The following is a 22,597-nucleotide window of genomic DNA, read 5'->3' as shown; positions in this document are numbered from 1 at the left end:
GATCCAGCACCGGCTTTTCAGGGAGAAGTGACATGAGGACAGCCACGAAGATGTCCGCCTACGGGCTCGCACTGGCCCTTGTCTTCGGCGCGGCCTGGACGGCCGGTGCTGCGATCGGGCCGTCCGACGAGCCCGCCGCGGCGGCAGGCCACGAGCGGATGGCCAGGCCGGACAAGGGAAGCTCCGTCGAAGCGGCGAGCACCAAGGTGCCCGGCCTGGCTGCCGAGGACAACGGCTACCGGCTGGAACCCTTGCGCACCAGAGTGGTCGTCGGTGACGCACAGCCGTTCCAGTTCAGGATCGTCGGCCGTGACGGCGCGCCGATCACGGTGTTCGAGGTGGAGCACGAGAAGCGGCTGCATTTCATCGTCGTACGACGGGACGGGTCGGGCTATCAGCACCTGCACCCCCAGATGGCCCCGGACGGCACGTGGAGCACGCCATTGCGCCTGACGGCCGCGGGCACCTACCGGGTTTTCGCCGACATCAAACCCACGGGCGGCGTGGCCACCACGCTGGGCACCGACATCCAGACCTCGGGTCAGTACGAGCCGGTCGAGTATCCGATCTCCCGGACGGCCACAGTGGACGGATACGAGGTCCGATTGGACGGCGTGCTCAAGCCGGGCGCCGGATCCGCGGTGACCGCGACGGTCACCAGGAACGGGCAACCGGTCTCGGACCTGCAGCCCTACCTCGGCGCCTACGGACACCTGGTCGCGCTGCGTGCCGCCGACCTCGGCTACCTGCACGTCCACCCGTCCGGCACGCCGGGCGACGGGAAGACCAAGGCGGGCCCCGATATCGGGTTCGCCGTAGAGGTTCCCAGCGCCGGCCGGTACCGGTTGTTCCTCGACTTCCAGCACGAGGGCAAGGCGCGCACCGCCGAGTTCAGCCTCGACACCGAGGGCACACCGGCACCGGCCGCGCCGACGTCCGCCGCGGACGACGGCCACGGCGGACACGGCTGAACACCCGCGAAGTACAGCGATTCTTTTCCCATCCGCCCAACAGTGAAGGAGGCGCGGGATGAGTTCTCCAACCCAAGACATCCAGCCTGACACTCTGCAGCAGGTCGAGCTGTCCATCGGTGGCATGACGTGCGCCTCCTGCGCCGCTCGGATCGAGCGGAAGCTGAACAAGGTCGACGGCGTCTCCGCGACGGTCAACTACGCCACCGAGAAGGCCAAGGTCAGCTTCCCCGTGGGACTCACCCCGGACGAGCTGGTCAAGGTCGTCGAAGAGACGGGGTACACCGCGGCGGTCCCGGCGCCCAAGAAAGCCGAGTCCGGCGACCAGGCGGCACCGGAGCCGGAAGACCCGACGAAGTCCTTGCGGCAACGCCTGATCACGTCGGCGTTGCTCACCGTCCCGGTGATCGTGCTGGCCATGGTGCCCGCGTTGCAGTTCACCTACTGGCAGTGGCTTTCACTGGCGCTCGCCGGTCCGGTGATGGTGTGGGGTGCCTGGCCGTTCCACAAGGCGGCGTGGACCAACCTCCGGCACGGCGCGGCCACCATGGACACGCTGATCTCCCTCGGCGTCGTGGCCGCGTTCCTGTGGTCGCTTTACGCCCTGTTCTTCGGTACCGCCGGGGTTCCGGGGATGCGGCACGGGTTCGAGTTCACCGTGCAGCGGATGGCCGGGGACGGCAACATCTACCTTGAGGTCGCGGCGGGCGTCACCACGTTCATCCTTGCCGGGCGCTACTTCGAGGCCCGCTCCAAGCGGCGCTCCGGCGCGGCCCTTCGTGCGCTGCTGGAACTGGGCGCGAAAGAGGTCGCCGTCCTGCGGGACGGCCGTGAAGTCCGGATCAGCGTGGACGAACTCCAGGTGGGGGACGAATTCGTCGTCCGGCCAGGGGAGAAGATCGCGACCGACGGCGTCATCACCGAAGGCAGCTCCGCGGTCGACGCGAGCATGCTGACCGGGGAGTCCGTGCCGGTCGAGGTCCGGCCCGGTGACACGGTCGTCGGCGCCACGGTCAACGCGGGCGGACGGCTGGTCGTCCGCGCCACCCGCGTCGGATCGGACACGCAACTCGCGCAGATGGCACGGCTGGTCGAGGACGCGCAGAACGGCAAGGCCGCGGTGCAGCGCCTCGCCGACCGGGTGTCGGCGATCTTCGTCCCGATCGTCATCGCCCTCGCCCTGGTGACGCTCGGCTTCTGGCTGGGCGCCGGGAACGGTGCGGCGGCGGCATTCACCGCCGCGGTCGCGGTCCTGATCATTGCCTGCCCGTGCGCCCTCGGCCTGGCGACGCCGACCGCGTTGCTGGTCGGGACCGGACGCGGAGCCCAGCTGGGAATCCTGATCAAGGGCCCGGAAGTGCTGGAGTCCACCCGCAAGGTCGACACCGTCGTGCTGGACAAGACCGGCACCGTCACCACCGGCCGGATGAGCCTGATCGACGTCCACGTCGCCGAAGGCACCGACGAGATCGAGGCCTTGCTGCTCGCCGGAGCGCTGGAGCACGCGTCGGAACACCCGATCGCCAAAGCCATTGCCACCGGTGCGGCCGACCGCGCGGGAGAGCTGCCTCAGGTCGAGGACTTCCGGAACGAGGAAGGCCTTGGTGTGCAAGGAATCGTGAACGGCAAGGCCGTACTGGTGGGCCGCACCGCGTTGCTGGAGCAGTGGAGCGTTCACCTCGACGACGAGCTGGCCAAAGCCAAACTCGAGGCCGAACAGCAGGGGCGGACCGCGGTCGCCGTGGCCTGGGACGGGAAAGCCCGCGCGGTCCTGGTCGTCGCCGACACGGTGAAGCCGACGTCGGCCGAGGCCATCCGGCAACTGCGGGCGCTCGGGTTGCGGCCGGTGCTGCTGACCGGCGACAACGAGGACGCCGCTCGCGCGGTCGCTGCGGAGGTGGGGATTGATGAGGTGATCGCCGAAGTCCTGCCGAAGGACAAAGTGGACGTCATCACCAAGCTGCAATCCGAAGGCCGGGTGGTCGCCATGATCGGTGACGGCGTCAACGACGCGGCGGCCTTGGCGCAGGCGGATCTCGGCCTCGCGATGGGCACCGGCACCGACGTCGCGATCGAGGCGAGCGACCTCACGCTGGTGCGTGGTGACCTCCGGGCGGCGGTCGACGCGATCCGGTTGTCGCGGCGGACTTTGAGCACCATCAAGGGGAACCTGTTCTGGGCGTTCGCCTACAACGTGGCAGCCCTGCCGCTGGCCGCCCTCGGCCTGCTGAACCCGATGATCGCGGGAGCGGCGATGGCCTTCTCGTCGGTGTTCGTCGTCAGCAACAGCCTGCGGCTCCGCCGGTTCCGGAGCGGAATCCAGGAATAGCAGGAAATCCTTTCATAGGGCGGACGTGGTTTCGACCACGTCCGCCCTGTTGTTTTCGAGCACCACATCGGCTGTGACTCCCTTCACCTCGATACCCCCCTGGGGTACTTGCGCACGGGCTCACGGACGGTCTATGTTCACTGCAGGCAATACCCCCTAGGGGTAAGTTGGAAAGTGAGAGGTCGTCATGACGGAGACAAGTGCGGACCCCCGCCGGTGGTGGGGTCTGGGGCTGATCGCCTTGGCGCAGTTCATGGTCATCATGGACACGTCGATCATCGGGGTCGCGCTGCCGAAGATGCAGAGCGATCTCGGCTTCACTTCGGGAAATCTGTCTTGGATCTTCAACGCCTACGTGGTCGCGCTGGGTGGCTTGCTGCTGCTCGGCGGTCGGCTGTCCGATCTGTTCGGCGCGCGCCGGATGTTCACCGCCGGCTGGGTGATCACCCTGGTCGGGTCGGTCGTCGCCGCGGTCGCGGGAACGGCATGGGTCGAGCTGGCCGGCCGGGTCCTGCAGGGTGGCGGAGCGGCTTTGATCGCACCGTCGGCCTTGACGCTGCTGATGATGCTGTTCGGTAACCGTCCGCAGGAACTGCCCAAGGCGCTGGCGCTCTACGGGGCTGCGGCTCCCGCCGGTGGCACCGCGGGGGTGTTCCTGGGCGGAGTGATCACCGAATGGCTGTCCTGGCCGTGGATCTTCTGGCTGTACGTGCCGATCTCGCTGCTCGCGATCGTCGCCACGGCACGCCTGATGCCGTCTGCTCCGGCACGGCGCGGTTCGGTGGACGTCGCCGGCGCGGTCGCGGTGACGGCGGGTCTGGCGCTGGCCGTGTTCGCGGTGGTCCGGGCTCCCGAGACCGGTTGGGGCTCGGCCTCGACGTGGATTCCGCTGGTCGGTGCGGTGGCGCTGCTGGCCGTGTTCGTGGGCATTCAGCGGGCCAGGAAGGTGCCGCTGGTCCGGCTGGGCATCTTCCGCACGCCGAACCTCGGCGGCGCGAATCTCGCCCAGTTCCTGCTCGGCGCGGTGTGGATCCCGATGTGGTACTTCCTCAACCTGTACCTGCAGCAGGTCCTCGGTTACGGCGCCTTCGCCAGCGGCGCGGCGCTGCTCCCGATGACCGTGCTGATCGTGATCCTGATGGTGGCGGTCGCGCCGCGGCTGATCGCGCGATTCGGGTTCAAGACGATGATCTTCGGCGGTCTGGTCGCCTTGGCGGCGGGCCTCGTATGGCTGTCCTTCGTCAGCCCGACGGGGAACTTCGTCGTCGACGTGCTGCCCGCGTCGCTGGTCGCCGCGCTCGGACAGGCGCTCGCCTTCATCCCGTCGCTCGGCACCGCGATCTCCAGCGCGCGACCCGAGGAAGGCGGTCTCGCGGCCGGCATCGTCAACACCTCGTACCAGGTCGGCTCGGCGCTCGGCCTCGCCGCGATGACCGCGGTCGGCATCTCGTTCGGCGCGGGAGCGATCGGAAACCCGATCGCCCTGACCGACGGGTTCTCGGCGGCGTTCCTCGGCGCCGCGGGGATCGCCGTGGTCGGTGCCCTGCTGGCACTGGTCACTCTTCGGCAGCCGGCCAAGACACCGGTGGAGGAGGGGCAGGACGCGGCGGCAGTGCGGTGACCGCCTGTATCACGACAGGGCCGATTGATCGAGCCGAAGCGCTCGATCATCGGCCCTGTCGGGTATTCAGCCCAGTGAAGACCGCAGGTCACGGCAAGCCTGCTCGCAACGCCGGCAGGTCTCCGCGCAAATGCGGCAGTGCTCGTGCTGCTCCGCGTGACGTGCGCATTCGTCACCACAGGCTTTGCAGGCCAGCTCGCAGGCCTCCAGCAACACTTTCGTCAGGTTCGCGTCGTAACCGGTATGCCGGGACAGTACGTTCCCCGTGGTGGCGCAAAGGTCCGCGCAATCGAGGTCGGTGCGAACGCATTTTGTCAGCTCCGCCACCATGTCCTCGCTCAGACAGGCGTCCGCGCAGGCGGTACAGGTCTGGGCACAGGTGAAGCACTCGTCGATACAGCGAGCCAGCTTGTCTCGATCAATCTGACCGAGATCGGCCGGATAGGTTTCGAGCATCTCCGCGGACTGCGTCATGTCTCCTCCTCGCGGTGGTCAGGCCAGGCGATCTACCTGCGCATACCCGCCCTGGCCGGAGGAAAACCGGGTTCGCGCAGACCGCGCAGGACTGTGTCCGGTCGTTCGACATCCCGGACCGCGATGTCGAAAAGATCTTGCCGGTCAAGGGGAGACGAAGATCGAGATGGGAGCACTGCAACCCGGCCGGATCGACTATTCCTGCGGCATGGGCATGCACACCGGCACCATCACCATCGTCTGAGCAGGGGAGCGCACATGGCCATCACGACCCACGTCTTCCGCGTCGAGGGCATGCTTTCCTTATCGCGGCCATCAGGCCGACACTGAACAAGGCGGGTGCGAGCAGCGCGGTCAGGCTCCGGCGACAGCCGTCAGCCGGGCGGCGAGTTCGACGAGCAGCCGGACGGCCGACGGCAACGTGCGCATGAGCGGAACGAACCGCAACGTCCGGCCGATGACCTCGGCGCAGCCGGTCAGCAGGTGGTGGCGAGCGTGGACATGGGCGCGTTCATGCGCGAGCACGGCATACCGCTCCCGTTCGGACAGGCGGCTAGCGAGGCCCTTGCTCGCGACGCGTACGTCGGGAAGGACGACGGTGCGGTGGTCGGCGAGCCGTCGGGAAGGCCAAGGACTCCATCGTTCCTGGTCAGTGATGGTAGGCGTGCACCACGGCGTGTCCGGCCCCTCGGCCGATCAACCACTTGTTCACCGGGGTGGTGAGCACGAACGCCACCGCCAGAGCGAGGGCGAGCGCGGCCCAAAAGAGCCAGCTGGTCAGCCCGGCGTCCATCGCGCCGGGGATCACCATCACCACGGTGTTGTCGATGATCTCCATGACGATGATCGAGACGGTGTCGGCGGCGAGAGCGACTTTGAGGGCCTGCTTGAAGCCGACACCCGCGCGTAGCACGCCCCGCATGGTCAGTGCGTAACCGAAGACGAACGCCAGCGCGACGGCGAGCACGATGGTGGCGACGTTGCCCCAGCCCAGTGCGGTTCCGATCACCATTCCGAGCACCTCGCCGATGGCGCAGCCGGTGAGGCAGTGCAGGGTAGCCGACGCCGCCATGCCCCAGGAAACTTTGCCGCCGCCGTGCTGGTGCTGCTCGTGTTCGCCATGCCCCTGGTGTTCACCATGGCCGTGCTGCTCGTGCTGATGCTCACCGTGGCCGTGGTGGGCGTGTTCAGTTGACATGGACCTGTGTCTCCTTTGTGGACTGCTCGTCGGGCTCCGGTTCCAAGCCGGCGACGAGATTGAACGAACCGGTCAGCAGGTTGAGGGAAACCAGGCCGACCGTGTCGGCGATGATCCGATCGCTCCAGCCATGTTCGCGCAACTCGGCGATGTCCCCGTCGCGGATCGAGGCCGGTTCGGCGAGAATCCGCACGGCGAAGGCGATGAGTGCCGCTTCACGCTGGTCGGTGGCGGTGCCCTGCCGCGCCAGTGCGACATCGGTATCGCTGAGACCGGCTTCCTGGCCGGCTCGCGTGTGCGCTTGCAGGCACAGGGCGCAGCCGATCCACTCTTGCAGGGCCAGCGAGATTTTTTCGCTCAGGTCACGCGGCAGCTTGGCGCGCTTCATGGCCCTCGAGAAGTCAAGGTAGCCCTGCAGCAAAGCCGGTGAGTGAGCCATCGCGGAGATCATCGGCCCCACCGAGCCGTGCCGCCCGATGATGTCCCCGAGCAGCTCGGCGGACTTGGCCGTCGCGTCGGCCGGTCCGAGCGAGCGAAGACGTTGCACGGCTCCTCCTCGAGCTGACCTCTGGTTCGTTCCGGCAGTACTTTATACCCGTAGGGGGTACCTGTCCATTGACGATGCTACTACTCACATACAGCTCGAGAGCCTGTCGCCTGGACCGTGAAGATCTTGGTGGGGTCACGAATTTCTACGTGTCAGCTCTGTTGTGGCGCAAGAGGTTTCAGGGAATCCGGGCTGTGTGACGAGCGCGACACATACCCCCGGAGCGTAATCATCCGGTGACTGCTATCCCGGGTCGGCGTTGTGCCGACGCCACGAAGAGCGGGATCGCGACGAACATCCGTCCGTCGCGGGCGCGTTCGGTTTGCTCGGCGACCCAGTGGTCGGCCTGGTCCCGGCTGATGGCACCAGCAGCGCATGCGGCGTCGGTGATCCCGGAAAGCGCCGGTAACATCGTGTCGTCGGTGAAGACGCCGGTGTAGGCCTCGATGTTGATTTCAGTGAAGCCGGCGTCGCGGAGAAGGTTGCCGTACTGGCGGGCGGCACGGGGGCTGGGAACGCTGTCGGCGCGGGCATGCACGACGGCCCGGGTGACGGCGGGTGTGTCGGAATCGATGACGAGGGTGTCCCAGTCCTGGCCGAGAAGCACGATGCGCCCACCCGGTTTGAGGACGCGGTGTGCTTCACCGAGCGCTGTGGCCGGGTCGTCGAGGTCATGCAGCACCTTGTCCGCCCGGTACCCGCCGATTTCGCCGTCGGCGAACGGCAGCTCGTTGGCGCTGGCGACGCGGAACTCGAGTCGCGGCCAGCGGCGCCGGGACACGTCGATCATGTCCTCGCTGAGGTCGACACCGACCGCTTTCGCGCCTCGTTCGGCCATTTCCGCTACAGCACGACCGGCTCCGCAACCCACATCGGCCGCGAGAGCGCCAGGACGCAGCTCAAGCAGGTCATAGGAGCGAGCCCGGAGAGCGGCGGCTTCGGGAAGGTTTTCGACTCGGTCGAGTAGCGCGACGAGGGAGTCGGTTTCGGTGTGGCCGAACGTTTCGGACTCGCGACTCACGTGCTCCGGCATTGGGAATCGGTGGGGTTACTGACACCGCACCGCGTGGAAGGTGCTCGCCGTCGTTACAGCCCGGCCGATCTTTTTCGTGTGGCTGCCATCCTCCGGGCCAAGGAAGCAGGGTTCAGCCTCGACGACATTCGCGACATGACGACCGCACCGGATCCTGCGACGCGACGCAAGATCCTTACACAGCACAGGGCCAAGCTCGCGCACCGCATCGCGGAGGCACGGGTGTCGCTGGACTTGATCGACTGCGCGCTGGAGTGCGAACACGACGACATCGCTACCTGTCCGCATTTCCAGGCCGTGCTGGCCGACAAACTCGGTACTGGGGAAGCTTCGCCCCTTCGGACGTGACACCGACGTCAGCTCGGCGCGACGACGACTGCCGGTCAATCGGCGAGCGTGAGGGGCGTTTTTTCAAACCTGCCGACTCCGCGGGCAAAAGCTTGTCAGGGCAACCCCGGAGGTCGCCCCGGCGACGGGTACCGCACCTACGACTAATTCGCCAAGTATCCCCTCACCGATGACGAACGCAACGCCCTCGAAGCCGACCGCGAGGCACTCGTCGCGCTAACCGCGGTCCAGGAAAGCCTCACTGGTGAACGATCATGAAATCCCATGTTCGCCTTCGCGTCACGAGCGACGGTCAGGGAGTGTCCACGGTGTCCAGGAGGTGCTTGGTGAGCACCGCCGCGACGGCAATGCCCTGTTCAGCCAGGAGGCCACTGTCGTGGTCAGTCCGGTCGATGGCGCAGACGACGATATCGACCAAAGCTCCACCCTCACGTAACGCCTGGGCGGCGGCAACGACGGCACCACCGGTGGTGATCACGTCCTCCACCAGCACAACTCGTCGCCCGCTCACGTCGCCTCCTTCGGCAAGGCGGCGAGTGCCGTGGGCCTTGGCCTGTTTGCGGATGAACAGTGCGGGCAAGCCGGTAAGCTGGCTGAGCGTCGTGACCAGCGGGATGCCGCCCAGCTCCAGTCCGCCCAGCGCGTCCACATCGCCAGGCAGCAGAGTGGCCATTCGCTCGGCGACGCGCCGCAGCAGGACGGGGTCGGACTCGAACAAGTACTTGTCGAAGTACTCCTCGGCGATCAGGCCCGAACGCAGCGTGAACGTGCCGCGCAGCCGGCATCGGGAGTTGATGTCGCGGGCGAGGTCGGTCAGGTCGGAGTCCGGCACGCCGACATCCTGTCACAACAGCCTGACCAGTGCGGACAGGATGACAGCCTGGTCAATGGTTCATCTCCTTACTCGGGAAACTCGCGGCTGCGGTTCATCCGGGACACCGATCCTCACGTGTGGATCGACCTGGTCGAGTTCGGCAAAGCGATCCGTCACGGCAGGGGTGGAACCGCAGCAATCTGCCCCGCCACCGACCCGGTGACCGGAGAGTGCGGGACCGTCCGGGTCATCGGGCCGGGGCTGGAGCAGTCGGTCGCTCTGTCAGTACCAGTACCACCTGCGTTCCGGCTTGGTGTTGAAGACGCGTCGCATCATCGCGGCCATGGTCGTTCACCTCCTCTCGATGTCGTGGTGGTTGTTCGGTCGTCCGTTCGCACGGTGCAGGGTGAAGGGCCGTGGAACGATGCCTTCGGACATGGCCGCGCGCAGGTCGCCTCCGGTGACGGTCAGGCGGGCATCTTCGGCCAAGGCTGTCAGCGCCTCGGTGACCAGCGTCTGTGCCACCGAGGCGCCCGGGCAGGCGAAGGGGCCCGCACCGAACGGGATGTAGTGGCCGTGCCCGCCGGAGTCCGCCCAGCGTCCGGGTCGGAACGCTTCAGGATCGGTCCAATGACGCGGGTCGTGGTGGAGCAAATGAGGGCTGACCGAGACCAGGTCGCCCGGCCGCAAAGAGGTATCGGCGAAGGTGGTGGGGCAGGGGATGGTGCGGCGCAGCATCCAGGGTATCGGCCGGTACCTGAGCGCTTCCCGCACGATCTGCTCGGTGGGCCACGGCCAGCGAGGGCCGGTGGTGTGGTGCAGACAGGCCAGTAGCAACGACCATGCCAGCGAGGCGGCCACGGGTGCCGCGATGGCCCGGAACATCGTCAGGTGCACCCTGGCCACCGTCCGATCCGCCACCTGATCCGGGCAGGCGCTCAGGACAGCGTCCAGCACGTCGCGCGGCTCGCCGTCGCGGTGTTGTCGGCGGCGCCGCACCTGTTCGGTCAGCTCCGCGAGCAGCCGGGCACGCGGCACCTCGGCCCGTGCCCGCTGCCATGGCCGCGGCGCGCGGAACACCACGCCCACGGCCGCGGCCCGGTCCGCCCACCGCCGCGGCCCGGCCGGGGTGCCGGGATGCAGCAGCAGGTCTGCCAGGCAGCGGTACATCAGCCGGTTGCCCGTCGCGGGCCACCGGCTGACCGCCGGCAGCGTGGCCACCTCGGAAGACAGCGCTGTGCGATAGTCCGGCAGGCGGGCACGCAGAACATCGCGCACCGCATGCCCAACCTCGACCTGCGCCGCCCGTGTCGGCAGCAGGTCACCGAAAAACCCTGACCTGCCCGCGTTGAACTCCTGGTCACGCAGCAGCGTCCGCGCCAGGTCCGCCTCGCCCAGGCACCAGCCCCCGCCGGGCAGCCGGATCACGTCCGACGTGCTGCGCTGGCAAAGGTCCTCCACGTAGGCCAGCGGATCCCGCCGCAACCGACGCCTCTCCCCGATCCTCATCACGCGATGACCTCCGTGAGCTGTTTCGTCTCGACTTCCGCCTCAGAGGCGGACATTTCCGCTCACTAAAAGGTTTCCACCCGGGAATGGAGGTAAAACCGAGGCCGCCGATCACAACCCGGACGAGCGTGCACCACTCGACCAAGCGACAGAAGGACAACACACCGTCCCGCGAATATGTGCGTCAGCGGTCGACCGCATCACGTCAGGGGTGCACATCCCGGTCACGACTCGCGACGGGTTTACTTCGGACGTCACTGATCGACCACACTCCACGCCCCGCGTCCGCCTGGCACCGCCATCAACAGCGAAGGTCCAGAGCAGCTGCCTGCAGGACCTCGACACGGTGCGCGCTGATCCCGTGTCCGGTGAGCAGCGGCACGAGGTTGATCACCCCGGCGTAGACGGCGAACGCCGCCACGCTGAACGCGATCACCAAGGCCAGGAACGGAAATCCCCGCGCGATCCGTGCCGGGTCGTGGTGTTCGGAATGTGTGCTGGGCTCCTGCCCAGGCCCGCGTGCACACTGCCGCAGACCCAGACCCTGGCGAAACGAAAAAGCCGCCCTACCTCGGCATTTCGCCAGGTGGGCGATGTTTCGTCACTGTGTTTCGTTATTGTGGAGCTAAGGGGACTCGAACCCCTGACCCCCTCACTGCCAGTCAGGTCCGGGCAGGCATCTGACCTGCGGTTTCGAGAATCCGCTGGTCGGCTGGCGCAGTTGTGCTCAGTTCGATGCGGTCCGGTGTCGTTGGGCGCTGTTGTAACCGACGTCGTGCTCCAGGATTGCTCCAGAAAAATCAGTGTGAGAGTTCGGGACTAGTCGTTTTGATTGCTGTTGCGGAGTGACGTCGTCGCTGGAGTGCGCCGAGCTAACGGGCCGTTTTTGTGACGTTTCAGATAGCCGTTTGATCGCTGGGTGCGGGCGGGGTTCCAGCGGGCGGCGTCCGGTGCGGACGGTGAAGCCGGCGGCGCGGAGGTTGGGGCTGCTGGTGGTGGTCGATCTGGCGCTGCGGGAATGGGATTCGGGTCTGGAGCCGAGGCCGGACTTCGCCGAGCACTGTGCGCGAAGTTGGGCCGACCTGGACTACGCTCGGCTCGGAGGGGACAGTCTCGCCGCGCTGTCGAGGCGGGCGGTGGCAGTGTTGACAGCGCTGGCCGGTGCGCATGGCGCGCGGCGGTGGTCGTCAGCAGCCATGGCACTGTATTTCCCGCGCGTTGGCGAGACTGGAGCGGTCTCGACTACCGTCCTGGACGGAGGATGGGGCGACATGCTCGCCCTCGTCGGGAGCAGTTGGGCTCCCGACGGCGAGCATCCGGTGGGTCTCGTGGCGGCGGTCTCGGGAGTGACGCTCGACCAGGTGCCGGCCCGGTTCACCGAAGCGCCGAGTGACCGCCACGCACCGCCGTTACGATTTCGCGGTCGGCGAAATCCCCGGCAGCGTGCTCATTCGCACACTTATGCACGATTGGGAAGGGCGCCTCGTCGCAGCCCTCGCTTCTCAGGCGCGGGTCAGGAGCCGCCTGGCTCCCGCGACGACCGCGGTGGCCAGCAGCCAGCCCGCGACTACCAGCGCCATCGCTACCAGTTTGTCGGTGCCGACGGGATCCCAGGCCTTTTCCTGGCCGAGGTCGACGACCGGCACTACGAGATCGAGTGCGTAGACGAACGGATCCCAGGTGGGGTGCTCGTTCTGCTTGAGCGGGCGCACCGGATGGCCGGAGAACCACCATCCCCCGGTGCCGACCATGGCCGTGAGCCACAGGAGCGCCCTTGTCGGAACGAATCCATACCCGAACAACGCGTCCTGGATCCAGCCCCAGACCCGGCCGGCGAGGTGACGGCGTCGCAGGAGATGCCGTTCCCTTGCCAGCCGGACCGTCCGGGCGGACCGCTCGTCTCCCGCGCTCTGATAGTGGGCGGCCAGTCGTTCGAACGAGGCCGCGCTCACCTCTGGATCACGGGTGAGCCAGCCGATCCGCTCGCGGGCCGTCAGGGACTCCGTGGCCCCGATCCGGTCGTAATTCAGTCCTTCCACGTCGAGATCGCCGTCTGCGGGCCAGGCCGCAACCGCATCGACCAGAGAGCTGACCCGTGCGTCGCGCAGGATGAGGCGTCCGCTCGGAGCGGCGCGGGTGTCCAGTCTGAGGCGCGAGGTCGTGAGCCTGGTGAGGTTCGCCGAGGTCGGCGATCCGCGCAGGTCGGCGTCGTGGAAGGTGACGATGTTTCCCGCCTGCATGGCGAGCAGATCCACCGGACCGGACGCGATGAACCCGTATGCGGCGAAGAAGCCGCCGTTCACCGTCACGATGCTCGCGTCGACCTCGCCGACCTCCGCCCCGTCGAACACGATGGAGTTCGCCAGTTTCGCTTCCCAGAGACTGATTCCCCCGGTCGCCCGGAGTCGATTGGCGATCAACGACCCGGACGCCTGTAACCGCGGCGCGTAGAGTGCCCACTTCTCGCCGGTATGGATCGTGACGTCCGAGAGGACGATGTCGCCCTCGATCCGGGCGCTCGTCAGGTTTACCGGAGCGACCACGTCCCGGTCCGGTGTCCGTATCGGAGTCTGCACCTGGTCACCTGTGCGCCGACGGAATTCCTGCGCGGCGGACCGCGGCCCGTACTGGTTCGCCTGCCCTATCCGGGCCTGGTGCAGTACGAGGTCGCCGCCTATCCGCGCGCCGGCGGCGAGGAAGGAGTCCATCTCGGTGCCGGACAGCTCGACCGAACCGACGGTCGTGCCCGTGAGTATCAGCCCGCCGGAGATCGTGCACCCCGACAGATCCAGGTCGCGGGCCAGTCGAAGGTGAGAGAGATCGAGAGAACCGATGATGCGGATATTACAGATCCGCAGGGGGCGCAGTGACGATAGCGTGTGCTGCGCGCATGCCAGTAGCAGATCTCGTACTTCATCTGCGGCCATCGAAAGGTGGCGGTCGATTCCGTCGATTCCGCCGTCAAGCACTGTTTTGAACGCGTGCCGCGACCTTCTCTGGCGATTCAGCATTGGTTCCCCCAGTTTCCGGCGACGGCGAATCACCGAATATAGCGACGGGGAACGAGCGGCCCGGCTATTTCACGTCACAGTCCGCTAGGCGGCGCTGTTCCCGATGTCCGTGTTCGACACGTAGCCCGCCGTGTTGGCCCACTGGACCGTGTTTCCCCGGCGTGGTGGTCTTACGGCCCGGCGGGTTCGAGTTGGGCGCGAGCCGGGCGCGTGACACCAGGTCGCGGCTTGGCTCGTTGAACACCACCACGAGTTTCCAGCAGACGGCGTCACCGACTGAATCACCACCATGGACGAGTGTCGGACGCCGCGCTCGGTCCGCCGCCGCGGTCCGCAGACGCTTATCGGCGGATCGACCGGGACGCCGACGAATACTCGGCCACCACGACGGAGCCGTCGTACACAAGGCGTGATCGTCTCAGCCATCCTTGACCATCACCGAGAAATAAGGCAAACAGTTGCTCCCAACCGAGATCACACGCGCCACAGTCGTTGGTGCACCGTACTGGCAGGGTGTACATATTCGAAGTTGCGTTACTTGCAAGGGTGTCGCTCATGAGTTCGATGTCGCTGGACCTTTGCCGGTTTGGGGGTGTGACCTAAGCAGGGCGCTGTGGCCTGGCGTCGGCGTGGGCAGTGATGTGTCTGAGAGCAGGGCAGAGCCGGTTGGTGCCGTGAGGATGGGACACCTGTCAGGGCGTGGTCGCGGTGGCGGTCTGCCCTGCTCTCGGACGAGGCGGCGAGAGCTAGACCGAGGTGTCTTCTGTGACGCCGAGTTGCTTGGCGATTCGGTCGGCGGCGTGCTGACCTGTCAGTACTGCGCTGTTCATGGTGCCGGCCCACTCGCCTGCGGTTTCGACCCCGGCCCAGTGGACGCGCCCATGGGGTTCGGTCAGGGAAAGAATAGATCGACGCGCTGAATTCGATCTCGGCGACGGCTTCGTCCAGTGGCTTGCCCATCTCCCGGTGGGCGATACGGGCGAGTTCGCCGCTGCGCGCGGTGTGCAAGGCGGCGACGGCGCGCAGTAGACCGGCGCGCTGAGCCACGGTCTGGTGCGACCATTCCCGGTAGGCTTTCGCAGCCGAGTCGAGCGCCAGGTTCATGGTCGCGTCGGTAGCGGTCGGGTACGCCCGCACCAGCTCGTTGGTGACCGGATCGACCACGGCGTACCGCTGCGTGTTCGCGTTCATGACGACGCACCCGCTTCCTGTGTCGTCTTCGCGGCCGAGGCCACGTTGTGGTTGTGCAGCGCGCGATAGGCGAAGAAGTAGACGAATCCCTGGGTTCCCCAGGTCGCCAGCGCGGCGGTGTAGAAGATCGTGCGGTTCGCGTCGTCGAACGGGAAGGGGAAGAAGTCGTAGGTGATCGCGATGGTGGTGGCGGCCGCGGTCACCAGCCCGGTCCAGACCGCCTGCCATTTCGCGCCGATGTCCCAGAGCCGCTTGGCGAAGTACGCTAGGAAGGCTGCTGTGACGAGGTTGACCACGACGTAGAACGTGGAGACGGCGAACGCGGCAGCGTCGACGCGCGGGTCTTCGCCGTGGAACTGGCGGAGAAACAGCCCGGCCGCGGTGGCGAAGGCGAACACGCCGACGTCGACGGTGCGAGACGGCTTGTAGCGATGGGTGGCCTTCATCAGGCCCATCACGAGGATGAGCGTGATGCCGACCGAGCGGGAGAAGGCGTCGAAGAAGTACGCCACGTCGTACAGGAGGCTGTCCGGGCTGGCTCCGAGCAACGACCAGAGCAGGAAGTTGCTGCCCGAGGTCGCGACGACCATCCATTCGAGGCCGAGCAGGTAATTGCCGTAGCGACGGATGAATTTCCAGCCGAAGAAGTAGCCGGCGAAGATCATCCACACATCGGCGAGGAGGAAGAGTGCTTCCTTCATCGCGCCACCACCTCCTGGGGTTCGCGGGCCACCGCGGCCGCGACGCGCTCGGCGGTGCGCTGACCGGTCAGGACGGCGCCGTTCATGGTGCCCGCCCACTCGCCCGCGGTTTCGGTGCCTGCCCAGTGGACGCGCCCGTGCGGCTCGGTGAGAGCGGGGCCGTAGCTCGTGGTCGCGTAAGGGGGGACGGCCGGATTCGGGCCGCCCGGGGCGAAAGGTTCCGCGCCCCAGCAATGGTCCAGGTAGTCGATGGGCACGCTCGCTCGTGTGCCGTAGAGCTGGACGAGCTGCTGGATGACCCTGCTGCGCCTCGACTCGAGGTCGAAGCCGTCGAATACGCGAGGGTCGCAGAACGCCATCAGGACGCCTGGCCCGTCGGCATCAGGTGACACGTCGAAGGTGATGAACACGGCCCCGGTGTCGGTCAGTGCCTCGCCCGAGAGTCCGTCGGCCCGCCAGAAGGGCTTGTCGTAGGCGACGAACGCCTTGCTCAGCACGCCCATGGGCCAGGTGTTGACGAGCCCTTCGGCCTGCTCGGGCAGGGCCGGGTCGAAGCCGATCCCGGCGCGGTGCGCCGTCGCGACCGTGACGATCGCGTACTTCGCCTTGATTTCTTCCGAATCGGTGCGGACCGTGACGCCGTTGTCGTTTTGGGAAATCCGGCGGACCGGTGTGCCGAGGACGACGCGGTCGCCGAGTTGTTCAGCGAGCCGCTTCGCGATCTCTTGGGTCGTTTCGGCGTACCGTTCCTGTTGCTGGCCACCCTCCACGTCGAGCATGTGGTCGACCCCGCCTGCCGCGCGGATGTAGCGCAACGCGTGCAGCAGCGAGACGTCCCCCGGACTGCAGCCCCACTGCACCTTGCTGACGATGGTCATCAAGGCACGGGTGGCAGGCAGCGCGTTCTTCCGGTCGAGCCATTCGCCGAACGAGATCACGTCGAACCGACCGGCCTCGGGAGAGTTCCAGGCGGCTTCGACGTCGATGCTCGCGACCAGCTTGTTCAGCGCCAGCTGCACGCGGGCCATGTCGACCAATGCCGCCGGCGAGACCTTGGGAATGGTGCTCTGATAGGTGCGGCGACGGCCGGCCATCCACAGGACGTTGCGCCCCTGGCTGAACTGGCCGGTCGTGGTGCACCCCGTCCGGCTCGCGAGGTCGCGGATCGCAGTGTGCCGCCGGGAAACCCAGGTCGCGCCGAGATCGACCGGTACCCCGGCGACCTCGCCGGAGAGCGATCGGCCGCCGACGCGGTCACGGCCTTCCAGGACGAGGACGGACCGGCCCATGCTCACGAGCCGCTCCGCGGCGCTCAGGCCGGCGAATCCGGCGCCGACGACCACGACGTCGACTGACGCTGGGGAGCCTGCCTTACGAGAACTCGACATGCTTTTCTCCTTTGCCCACGCGGTTCGCGTGCTGCGAGAGGTACTGCGTGATTCAGCGCGCCCGAGCGGCGGCTCGAAGAGCGCGGCGCCGGCTTCCGTTGATCAGATCGGTGAAGCGGTCGAGTGCCCACACCATGCGCAGGCCGCGCGGGCCGACCATCGTGAAGGGAGGGAACTTCGGCTTCTCCGCCCAAATGCCGTCGAGGTCCTCGTGCCGCGCCCCCTCCACGATCAGGTCGGCGATGAGCGACCCGACGTACGGCGCCTGGGCCAGTCCGTGCCCGTTGCACGCGATCGAGTAGTAGATGTCGTCCTCGATCCGGCCGGCGATCGACAGCCACGACGAGGTGATCGCGATCCAGCCGCCCCACGCCCGTTCCACGGCGACGTCGGCGAGGGCGGGGAAACGGGTCGCGAACGCACCGGCGAGCTCTTCGACCACCTTGCGGTCCGGCGCTTTCGCCGGCAGGGGATAGGTCATGCCGCGCTCGACGCGCCGGACGCCGAACACGATGGTGCCCCGCGCGGTGAGGCGGTAGTGCTCCATGACCTGGTGCTGGGTGATCACTCCCGACCGGCTGCTCCAGCCCAATGCGGTGAGGCGTTCCGGAGCGATCGGCTCGGTCTCCATCTCGATGAGCCACATCGGCACCGAGAGACGTTCGGGGGTGATGTCCCACTCTCCCGAGTAGGCGTTCGTCGCGAGCACCACCTTGTCCGCGCGCACGGAGCCGCCGGGGGCCGAGAGCACGACCTTGCCGCCATGGCGCCGCACGTCGGTGACCTTGGTCCGTTCGAAGACCCGGGCAGGCGACGAGATCAATGCGCGGCGTACTCCCCGGCTCAGCTTGCCCGGGTTCAGCATTCCGCCCACGGCCTCGCGCATGCCGCCGACGAAGGTGCGGGGAATGCCGAGTTCCTCGCTCGTGCCGACGTGACCGCGTCCGCCGGCGCGCCGGAGAATCGCCGCCAAGGTCCGCGTTCGAAGCATCTGCCCGTGTCCCACCGCGGCGAACGCCAGACCGTTGGGCTCGTAGTCGCAGTCGATGTCGAGGGTCTTGATGAGGTCTTCCACGAAGCCGGCGGAATTCTCGGCCAGCCGGACCATGCCGGGCACTTTCCTGGGATAGAAGAGACTCAGCAGACGGAGGTCCCCGCCCGGGACGCTCGCGATCTGGCCCCCGTTGCGCGAACTGGAACCGTAGCCGCAGAACTCGGCCTCCAGCAGCACCACGTCCTGGCCGCGTTCGGCGAGCCGCAGCGCGGTCGCCATGCCGCCCATGCCTCCGCCGATGACCGCGACCTCGCATGTGACGTCGCCGTCGAGGCTGGGGAGGACGTCCGCGGGCGGGTCGATCCAGCCGCTGAAGGTGCTGTACTCGACGTTGTCGATCTTCATGAGACTGCGCTCGCTTTCCGCTCAGGAGAGCCGGACATGGTTTCCCCCTGCGGTCACGCGCTTGGCGTGTTCGGAGATGTATTGGGTGATGGGCTTGACCAGGGCCTCGGGAATGTGGTGCCCCATACCGGGGATGACGACGTGCTGCGCGGAGCGGATCGCCTTCACCGTCGCGGCACCGCCACTGGGGGCGACCAGCAGATCCCGGTCGCCGTTGAGCACCAGGGTGGGGGCGGTGATCCAGCTCAGCTCGGCGGTCCGGTCCCCGGATGCCTGGATCGCCTGGATCTGCCGGGCCGAGCCCGCGGCCAGGTCACCGGCAGCGCGGTCCCAGCCGCCCGCCGCGACGGCGGCTTCGGCCGCGTCGTCGATGGGGTATCCCGTTCCGGCGATGTGGCCGGTGATCCGCAGGTGGGCGCGTACCGCCGCGGTCCTGGTCCGCGACGGCGGCCCGGCGAGCAGCCGCATCGTCGACCACGCCGGTCGGCCGACCTTCTTCGCGCCCGTGGTCGAGAAGATCGAGGTCAGGGACAGGACCCGGGCCGGTGCGGCCGCGGCGACCGTCTGCGCGATCATCCCGCCCATGGACCGGCCGACCAGGTGGACCCGCTCGATCCCGAGGTGGTCGAGGACGCCGACGGCGTCGGAGGCCATCTCCGCCAGCGAGTAGGCGTCACCTCTGGGGCGTGCGAGCAGTTGGCGCCACAGGGCGGGCGGCGGGGTGGCCGCGAACGTGGACTGGCCGACGTCGCGGTTGTCCATCGTGACGACCCGGAAGCCCCGGTCCACCAGCGCACCGACGAACGAGCCGGGCCAGAAGGTGAGGTCCTCGCCCAGCCCCGCGATGAGCAGGATCGCGGGGTCGGCCGGGTCACCGTGGTCGCGGAAGCAGATCGTCGTGCCGGACGGGAGCGCCGCGTACTGGTCGGCGTTCGCTTCAGACATGGGCCGACCGCCTCTCCCCGGGCAGCACGGCCGGCCGGGTACTGCCGAACTCGAGGTGCTCGTCGGCGACCGGGCCGCGCAGCGCCTTGGCGTCCTCGGGGAAGGACATCGCCATCCGCCACGGGGCGGCCTGCCCCTGTTTGGGCAGCTGCTTCTCGGCGCGTTTGGCGTAGCCGGCCTGCAGGTCCATGACCGGCCTGCGCGGCATCCCCGGCGACGTGATCGCGACCACCCGGTCGTAGCCGTTGGCGTCCATGTGCCGGACCAGGTCGATGAAATAGCGGCACATCAGGCTCACCTTGAGCGTCCAGGACGAGGTCGTGTAGCCGATCGCCATCGCCCAGTTGGGAATCCCGCTCAGCAGCATCCCGCGGTAGGACACCGAGTCCGCGATGTCGGTCTCGCGCCCGTCGACCACGATCGGCATCCCGTCGAAGAGCCGCATGTTCAACCCGGTCGCGGTGACGATGATGTCGGCTTCCAGCTCCTCGCCCGATTCCAGGACGATGCCGCGTTCGCTGAACCTCGTGATGGCGCCGGTGACCACGGAGGCGTTGCCCGCCGAGATCGCGTCGAAGAAGTCGCCGTCCGGGGCCAGACACAGCCGCTGGTCCCACGGGTCGTACGGCGGGTTGAAATGCTTGTCGACGTCGAATCCCTTGGGCAGCCGCTTGACGTTCTCCCGCCGGATCAGCGCTCGTCCGATCTTCGGAAACGCCCGCAGGCCCTTGACGATCCCGTGTTCGATCCAGATGTTCTTGAACCTCGTCGCGGCGTACCCGCGCTTCTCTCCCAGCAGCTTCGTCAGGGTCGTGGCGACCCGGTCGACGCGGGGCAGCCCCATGATGTAGCTGGGGGTGCGCTGCAACATCGTGACGTGCGCAGCGGCGTCCGGCCCGGTGGACATGGCGGGCACCAGCGTGATCGCGGTCGCGCCGCTGCCGATGACGACGACCTTCTTGCCACGGTAATCGAGGTTCTCGGGCCAGTGCTGCGGATGGACGATCGTCCCGCGGAAGTCGTCACGCCCGGGGAACTCCGGCGTGAAACCCTTGTCGTACCGGTAATAGCCGGTGGCGGCGAACACCCACCCCGCCCGGATGGTCTTCGTCGTGATCGACCCTGTGGCTGGATCCGACGCTTCGACGTGCAGCGTCCATCGAGAGTCCTCTGAGGACCATTCCGCCCGGACGACCCGATGGCGCAGCCTGATCAGCCGGCCCAAGTCGTTCTCCTCCACTGTTTCCTGGAGGTACTCGCGGATGAGCGGAGCGTCGGCGATCGCGGCTTCGTGGCGCCACGGCTTGAACTCGTATCCGAACGTGTGCAGGTCCGAGTCCGACCGGATGCCCGGGTAGCGAAAAAGATCCCAGGTGCCGCCGACGTTGTCGCGGCCCTCCAGCACGACGAGCGACTTGCCGGGCAGTTCACGGCTGAAATACGTTGCCGCGCCGATTCCGGAGATTCCCGCGCCGATGACGACGACGTCGAACTCCTCGACTGCGTCCGACACTTCAGCTGTCATGTCTGCCTCTCCTCACTGAGCCGGCTGCTGATGAGGCTCCACTGTCGCCAGCTGCGACTCCGGTCACAACGACACCGTGCACAGGGTTCGCCCGGAGCCGGTGCACGATGCACTCCTCCCGGCAGGTCGTGCCGACTCATCGCCGGGAAGGCACACTTCGGAGATGGAAGAGCTGTGGCCCCCGCCGACCCCCGAAGCCGCCGAGGCGATCCGGTCCGTGTGCCAGCGACTCCTGCCGGACGCGGAAGCGCTGGCCGATGCCCTCTCCGCGTCCGCCCGCAGAGTGCAGTTCGACCCGGCCGTGCTCTCGGACGCATCGCTGGGCGAGGAAGACCGCGACCTCAACCACTCGGATCTCGTCCAATGGCTGACCTCGAACATCCAGCACCCCGGACGACGGGTGGAGCCCTACCTCGGCCCGCGGATCACCGCGTACATCGGCGATCTCGTGGCCCGCGGCATCGCACCCGATTTCGCCGCGGGGTGGCGGGCCGCGCTGGGGATCGGCTGGCGCCGATGGCTGGAGGAATGTTCGGCGCACTGCGCGGACCGGGACCTTCTCGTGGACGTCTTGGACGTGTCGGCGAAGTCGCTGATGCAGTACGCCCTCGACTCGGTCGCGACCCTGCGCGAAGTCGGCCTCGCCGCCGCGATGGGCAACGCGGACGCCGAAGCGATCGCCCTGATCCAGATGATCGCCAGCGGGGCGCCGATGGCGGAGGACTTCGCCGAAGAACGTCTGCGCTACCGGATGGCACGATGGCACGTCGGTCTCGTGCTCTGGGTCGATGATCCCGGCCGGCAGGGCACGCTGGACGAAACGATCGCGGCCCTGCGCTCCGCCGAAGCGGGCCGAAGCACGCTGGTCGCCCGTGCCAGCACCACAACGCGCTGGATCTGGCTTTCGGGAGCCGACACCCCGGACCTGCACCCGGCCGAGAAGATCGTGGCAACGCAGGACGAGGTCCGCGTAGCGGTGGGCAGGCCCGGACGCGGACTCGACGGGTTCAGATCCAGCCACCAGGACGCTCTCTCGGCCCAGGCACTGATCGTCCGCCTCGGATCCGAACGCCGATTCACGGCCTACGCCGACGTCGAGCTGATCGACGCCCTCACGAAAGACCGTGCCGGCGCACGCCGGTTCGTCCTCAACACCCTCGGCCCGCTGGCCGAAGCCGACTCGGCGCTACGGCAGGCCCTCCTCACCTACGTGCAGTGCGGCTTCAACACCACCCGTGCGGCCGCCAACCTCTACGCCCACCGCAACACCATCGAGCGGCGAGTCTCGCGCGCCAACGATCTCTCGGTCGTCAAAGTCGAGAACAACCCCACCCATGTCGCAGCCGCACTGCTGGTGCTGGACATCGCCCCCGAAATCATGACGACCAGCCCCAGCTGAGCTCACCAATACAGATCGCGGAACGCGCTTGGGGACTGTAACGCGAACGGCTCTGGCCGACTTTCGGTGGTGAGTTATCCGAGGAGGATGCGGTGGCGCAGGAGAGCGAAGCTGGCTCTTCCGTACATCTGAACCGCCCCGGGTTTGATGGAGGCTGAGGGGCCCGGCGCTTTCCGGACAGCTGCTTAGTTGCT

Annotated in this window: 18 protein-coding genes and 4 pseudogenes; 6 read left to right on the top strand and 16 right to left on the bottom strand. The window is 67.5% G+C overall.

Annotation, left to right across the window (positions count from 1 at the left end; translation table 11 throughout):
* Positions 1-32: 32 nt before the first annotated feature.
* The 3 genes from AB0M65_RS09830 to AB0M65_RS09820 all read left to right on the top strand — a co-directional run bounded on the left by AB0M65_RS09830 (position 33) and on the right by AB0M65_RS09820 (position 4,921).
* Positions 33-971 carry a hypothetical protein gene (locus tag AB0M65_RS09830; RefSeq protein ID WP_364024205.1) on the top strand — a complete coding sequence of 313 codons (939 nt, stop codon included), beginning with the start codon at positions 33-35 and terminating at the stop codon, positions 969-971.
* Positions 972-1,029: 58 nt separating this feature from the next.
* Complete coding sequence (locus AB0M65_RS09825) at positions 1,030-3,300, top strand: heavy metal translocating P-type ATPase (protein WP_364024202.1); 2,271 nt, start codon at positions 1,030-1,032, stop codon at positions 3,298-3,300.
* Between the two features lie 187 nt (positions 3,301-3,487).
* On the top strand, positions 3,488-4,921 hold the full coding sequence (locus tag AB0M65_RS09820; protein WP_364024199.1) for an MFS transporter: 1,434 nt from the start codon (positions 3,488-3,490) through the stop codon (positions 4,919-4,921).
* A gap of 66 nt (positions 4,922-4,987) precedes the next feature.
* Here AB0M65_RS09820 and AB0M65_RS09815 read toward each other — a convergent pair whose 3' ends face one another.
* The 5 genes and pseudogenes from AB0M65_RS09815 to AB0M65_RS09795 form a co-directional block, all read right to left on the bottom strand.
* Positions 4,988-5,395 carry a four-helix bundle copper-binding protein gene (locus AB0M65_RS09815; RefSeq protein ID WP_364024196.1) on the bottom strand — a complete coding sequence of 136 codons (408 nt, stop codon included), beginning with the start codon at positions 5,393-5,395 and terminating at the stop codon, positions 4,988-4,990.
* Between the two features lie 381 nt (positions 5,396-5,776).
* Positions 5,777-5,971, bottom strand: a pseudogene (locus AB0M65_RS09810) (M48 family metalloprotease); the annotation flags it as partial.
* Positions 5,972-6,044: 73 nt separating this feature from the next.
* Positions 6,045-6,467, bottom strand: coding sequence for a DUF4396 domain-containing protein (locus tag AB0M65_RS09805; protein WP_364024193.1), 423 nt, complete (start codon positions 6,465-6,467; stop codon positions 6,045-6,047).
* A gap of 115 nt (positions 6,468-6,582) precedes the next feature.
* Positions 6,583-7,140 carry a carboxymuconolactone decarboxylase family protein gene (locus tag AB0M65_RS09800; RefSeq protein WP_364024191.1) on the bottom strand — a complete coding sequence of 186 codons (558 nt, stop codon included), beginning with the start codon at positions 7,138-7,140 and terminating at the stop codon, positions 6,583-6,585.
* A 229-nt stretch (positions 7,141-7,369) separates the two neighbouring features.
* Positions 7,370-8,173 (bottom strand): methyltransferase domain-containing protein, encoded by an 804-nt coding sequence (locus AB0M65_RS09795; protein WP_364024188.1) that lies wholly within the window; start codon positions 8,171-8,173, stop codon positions 7,370-7,372.
* On the opposite strand from AB0M65_RS09795, the gene AB0M65_RS09790 reads away from it, so the two are divergent.
* Entirely contained in the window at positions 8,132-8,521 is a 390-nt protein-coding gene (locus AB0M65_RS09790; RefSeq protein ID WP_364024185.1) for a MerR family transcriptional regulator, read from the top strand. The two genes, AB0M65_RS09795 and AB0M65_RS09790, sit on opposite strands and share 42 nt — an antisense overlap.
* 292 nt (positions 8,522-8,813) lie before the next feature.
* Here AB0M65_RS09790 and pyrE read toward each other — a convergent pair whose 3' ends face one another.
* From pyrE to AB0M65_RS09775, 3 genes are all read right to left on the bottom strand, one after another.
* Entirely contained in the window at positions 8,814-9,353 is a 540-nt protein-coding gene (pyrE, locus tag AB0M65_RS09785) for an orotate phosphoribosyltransferase (RefSeq protein WP_364024182.1), read from the bottom strand.
* A 333-nt stretch (positions 9,354-9,686) separates the two neighbouring features.
* A complete protein-coding gene (locus AB0M65_RS09780; RefSeq protein ID WP_364024179.1) occupies positions 9,687-10,844 on the bottom strand; it encodes a cytochrome P450 in 1,158 nt (385 codons plus the stop codon).
* A gap of 301 nt (positions 10,845-11,145) precedes the next feature.
* The gene (locus AB0M65_RS09775) at positions 11,146-11,280 is read right to left on the bottom strand and encodes a hypothetical protein (protein WP_364024176.1); all 135 of its coding nucleotides are present in this window, start codon (positions 11,278-11,280) and stop codon (positions 11,146-11,148) included.
* Positions 11,281-11,689: 409 nt separating this feature from the next.
* Here AB0M65_RS09775 and AB0M65_RS09770 point away from each other — a divergent pair.
* Positions 11,690-12,013, top strand: a pseudogene (locus AB0M65_RS09770) (histidine phosphatase family protein); the annotation flags it as partial.
* A gap of 333 nt (positions 12,014-12,346) precedes the next feature.
* On the opposite strand, the gene AB0M65_RS09765 reads toward AB0M65_RS09770, so the two are convergent.
* From AB0M65_RS09765 to AB0M65_RS09730, 8 genes and pseudogenes are all read right to left on the bottom strand, one after another.
* Positions 12,347-13,771 carry a hypothetical protein gene (locus tag AB0M65_RS09765; protein ID WP_364024173.1) on the bottom strand — a complete coding sequence of 475 codons (1,425 nt, stop codon included), beginning with the start codon at positions 13,769-13,771 and terminating at the stop codon, positions 12,347-12,349.
* Positions 13,772-14,601: 830 nt separating this feature from the next.
* Positions 14,602-14,793, bottom strand: a pseudogene (locus tag AB0M65_RS09760) (FAD-dependent oxidoreductase); the annotation flags it as partial.
* Positions 14,768-15,046 (bottom strand): annotated as a pseudogene (locus AB0M65_RS09755) (aldehyde dehydrogenase family protein); the annotation flags it as partial. The pseudogenes AB0M65_RS09760 and AB0M65_RS09755, both read right to left, overlap by 26 nt.
* On the bottom strand, positions 15,043-15,747 hold the full coding sequence (locus AB0M65_RS09750; protein ID WP_364024170.1) for a transporter: 705 nt from the start codon (positions 15,745-15,747) through the stop codon (positions 15,043-15,045). The pseudogene AB0M65_RS09755 and the gene AB0M65_RS09750, both read right to left, overlap by 4 nt.
* Positions 15,744-17,135: a flavin monoamine oxidase family protein gene (locus AB0M65_RS09745; protein ID WP_364024167.1), complete on the bottom strand. Its 1,392-nt coding sequence runs from the start codon at positions 17,133-17,135 to the stop codon at positions 15,744-15,746. Before AB0M65_RS09745 ends, AB0M65_RS09750 begins: the two co-directional genes overlap by 4 nt.
* 52 nt (positions 17,136-17,187) lie before the next feature.
* Complete coding sequence (locus tag AB0M65_RS09740) at positions 17,188-18,534, bottom strand: FAD-binding oxidoreductase (RefSeq protein ID WP_364024164.1); 1,347 nt, start codon at positions 18,532-18,534, stop codon at positions 17,188-17,190.
* A 21-nt stretch (positions 18,535-18,555) separates the two neighbouring features.
* Complete coding sequence (locus AB0M65_RS09735) at positions 18,556-19,479, bottom strand: alpha/beta hydrolase (protein WP_364024161.1); 924 nt, start codon at positions 19,477-19,479, stop codon at positions 18,556-18,558.
* Positions 19,472-21,004 (bottom strand): NAD(P)/FAD-dependent oxidoreductase, encoded by a 1,533-nt coding sequence (locus AB0M65_RS09730; RefSeq protein WP_364024158.1) that lies wholly within the window; start codon positions 21,002-21,004, stop codon positions 19,472-19,474. Before AB0M65_RS09730 ends, AB0M65_RS09735 begins: the two co-directional genes overlap by 8 nt.
* Positions 21,005-21,167: 163 nt before the next feature.
* On the opposite strand from AB0M65_RS09730, the gene AB0M65_RS09725 reads away from it, so the two are divergent.
* On the top strand, positions 21,168-22,403 hold the full coding sequence (locus AB0M65_RS09725) for a helix-turn-helix domain-containing protein (protein WP_364024155.1): 1,236 nt from the start codon (positions 21,168-21,170) through the stop codon (positions 22,401-22,403).
* Positions 22,404-22,597 lie beyond the last annotated feature (194 nt).

The sequence above is a fragment of the Amycolatopsis sp. NPDC051071 genome, from assembly GCF_040682875.1.
Classification (GTDB): domain Bacteria; phylum Actinomycetota; class Actinomycetes; order Mycobacteriales; family Pseudonocardiaceae; genus Amycolatopsis.
This window is presented reverse-complemented; position numbering and strand designations above follow the sequence as displayed.

Coding starts and splice junctions, on each gene's coding strand:
- AB0M65_RS09740 (WP_364024164.1), bottom strand. CDS start 18,534: ATGAAGATCGACAACGTCGAGTACAGCACCTTCAGCGGCTGGATCGAC.
- AB0M65_RS09820 (WP_364024199.1), top strand. CDS start 3,488: ATGACGGAGACAAGTGCGGACCCCCGCCGGTGGTGGGGTCTGGGGCTG.
- AB0M65_RS09765 (WP_364024173.1), bottom strand. CDS start 13,771: ATGGCCGCAGATGAAGTACGAGATCTGCTACTGGCATGCGCGCAGCAC.
- AB0M65_RS09815 (WP_364024196.1), bottom strand. CDS start 5,395: ATGACGCAGTCCGCGGAGATGCTCGAAACCTATCCGGCCGATCTCGGT.
- AB0M65_RS09750 (WP_364024170.1), bottom strand. CDS start 15,747: ATGAAGGAAGCACTCTTCCTCCTCGCCGATGTGTGGATGATCTTCGCC.
- AB0M65_RS09730 (WP_364024158.1), bottom strand. CDS start 21,004: ATGACAGCTGAAGTGTCGGACGCAGTCGAGGAGTTCGACGTCGTCGTC.
- AB0M65_RS09735 (WP_364024161.1), bottom strand. CDS start 19,479: ATGTCTGAAGCGAACGCCGACCAGTACGCGGCGCTCCCGTCCGGCACG.
- AB0M65_RS09795 (WP_364024188.1), bottom strand. CDS start 8,173: ATGCCGGAGCACGTGAGTCGCGAGTCCGAAACGTTCGGCCACACCGAA.
- AB0M65_RS09830 (WP_364024205.1), top strand. CDS start 33: ATGAGGACAGCCACGAAGATGTCCGCCTACGGGCTCGCACTGGCCCTT.
- AB0M65_RS09805 (WP_364024193.1), bottom strand. CDS start 6,467: ATGGCGGCGTCGGCTACCCTGCACTGCCTCACCGGCTGCGCCATCGGC.
- AB0M65_RS09725 (WP_364024155.1), top strand. CDS start 21,168: ATGGAAGAGCTGTGGCCCCCGCCGACCCCCGAAGCCGCCGAGGCGATC.
- AB0M65_RS09745 (WP_364024167.1), bottom strand. CDS start 17,135: ATGTCGAGTTCTCGTAAGGCAGGCTCCCCAGCGTCAGTCGACGTCGTG.
- AB0M65_RS09825 (WP_364024202.1), top strand. CDS start 1,030: ATGAGTTCTCCAACCCAAGACATCCAGCCTGACACTCTGCAGCAGGTC.
- AB0M65_RS09780 (WP_364024179.1), bottom strand. CDS start 10,844: ATGAGGATCGGGGAGAGGCGTCGGTTGCGGCGGGATCCGCTGGCCTAC.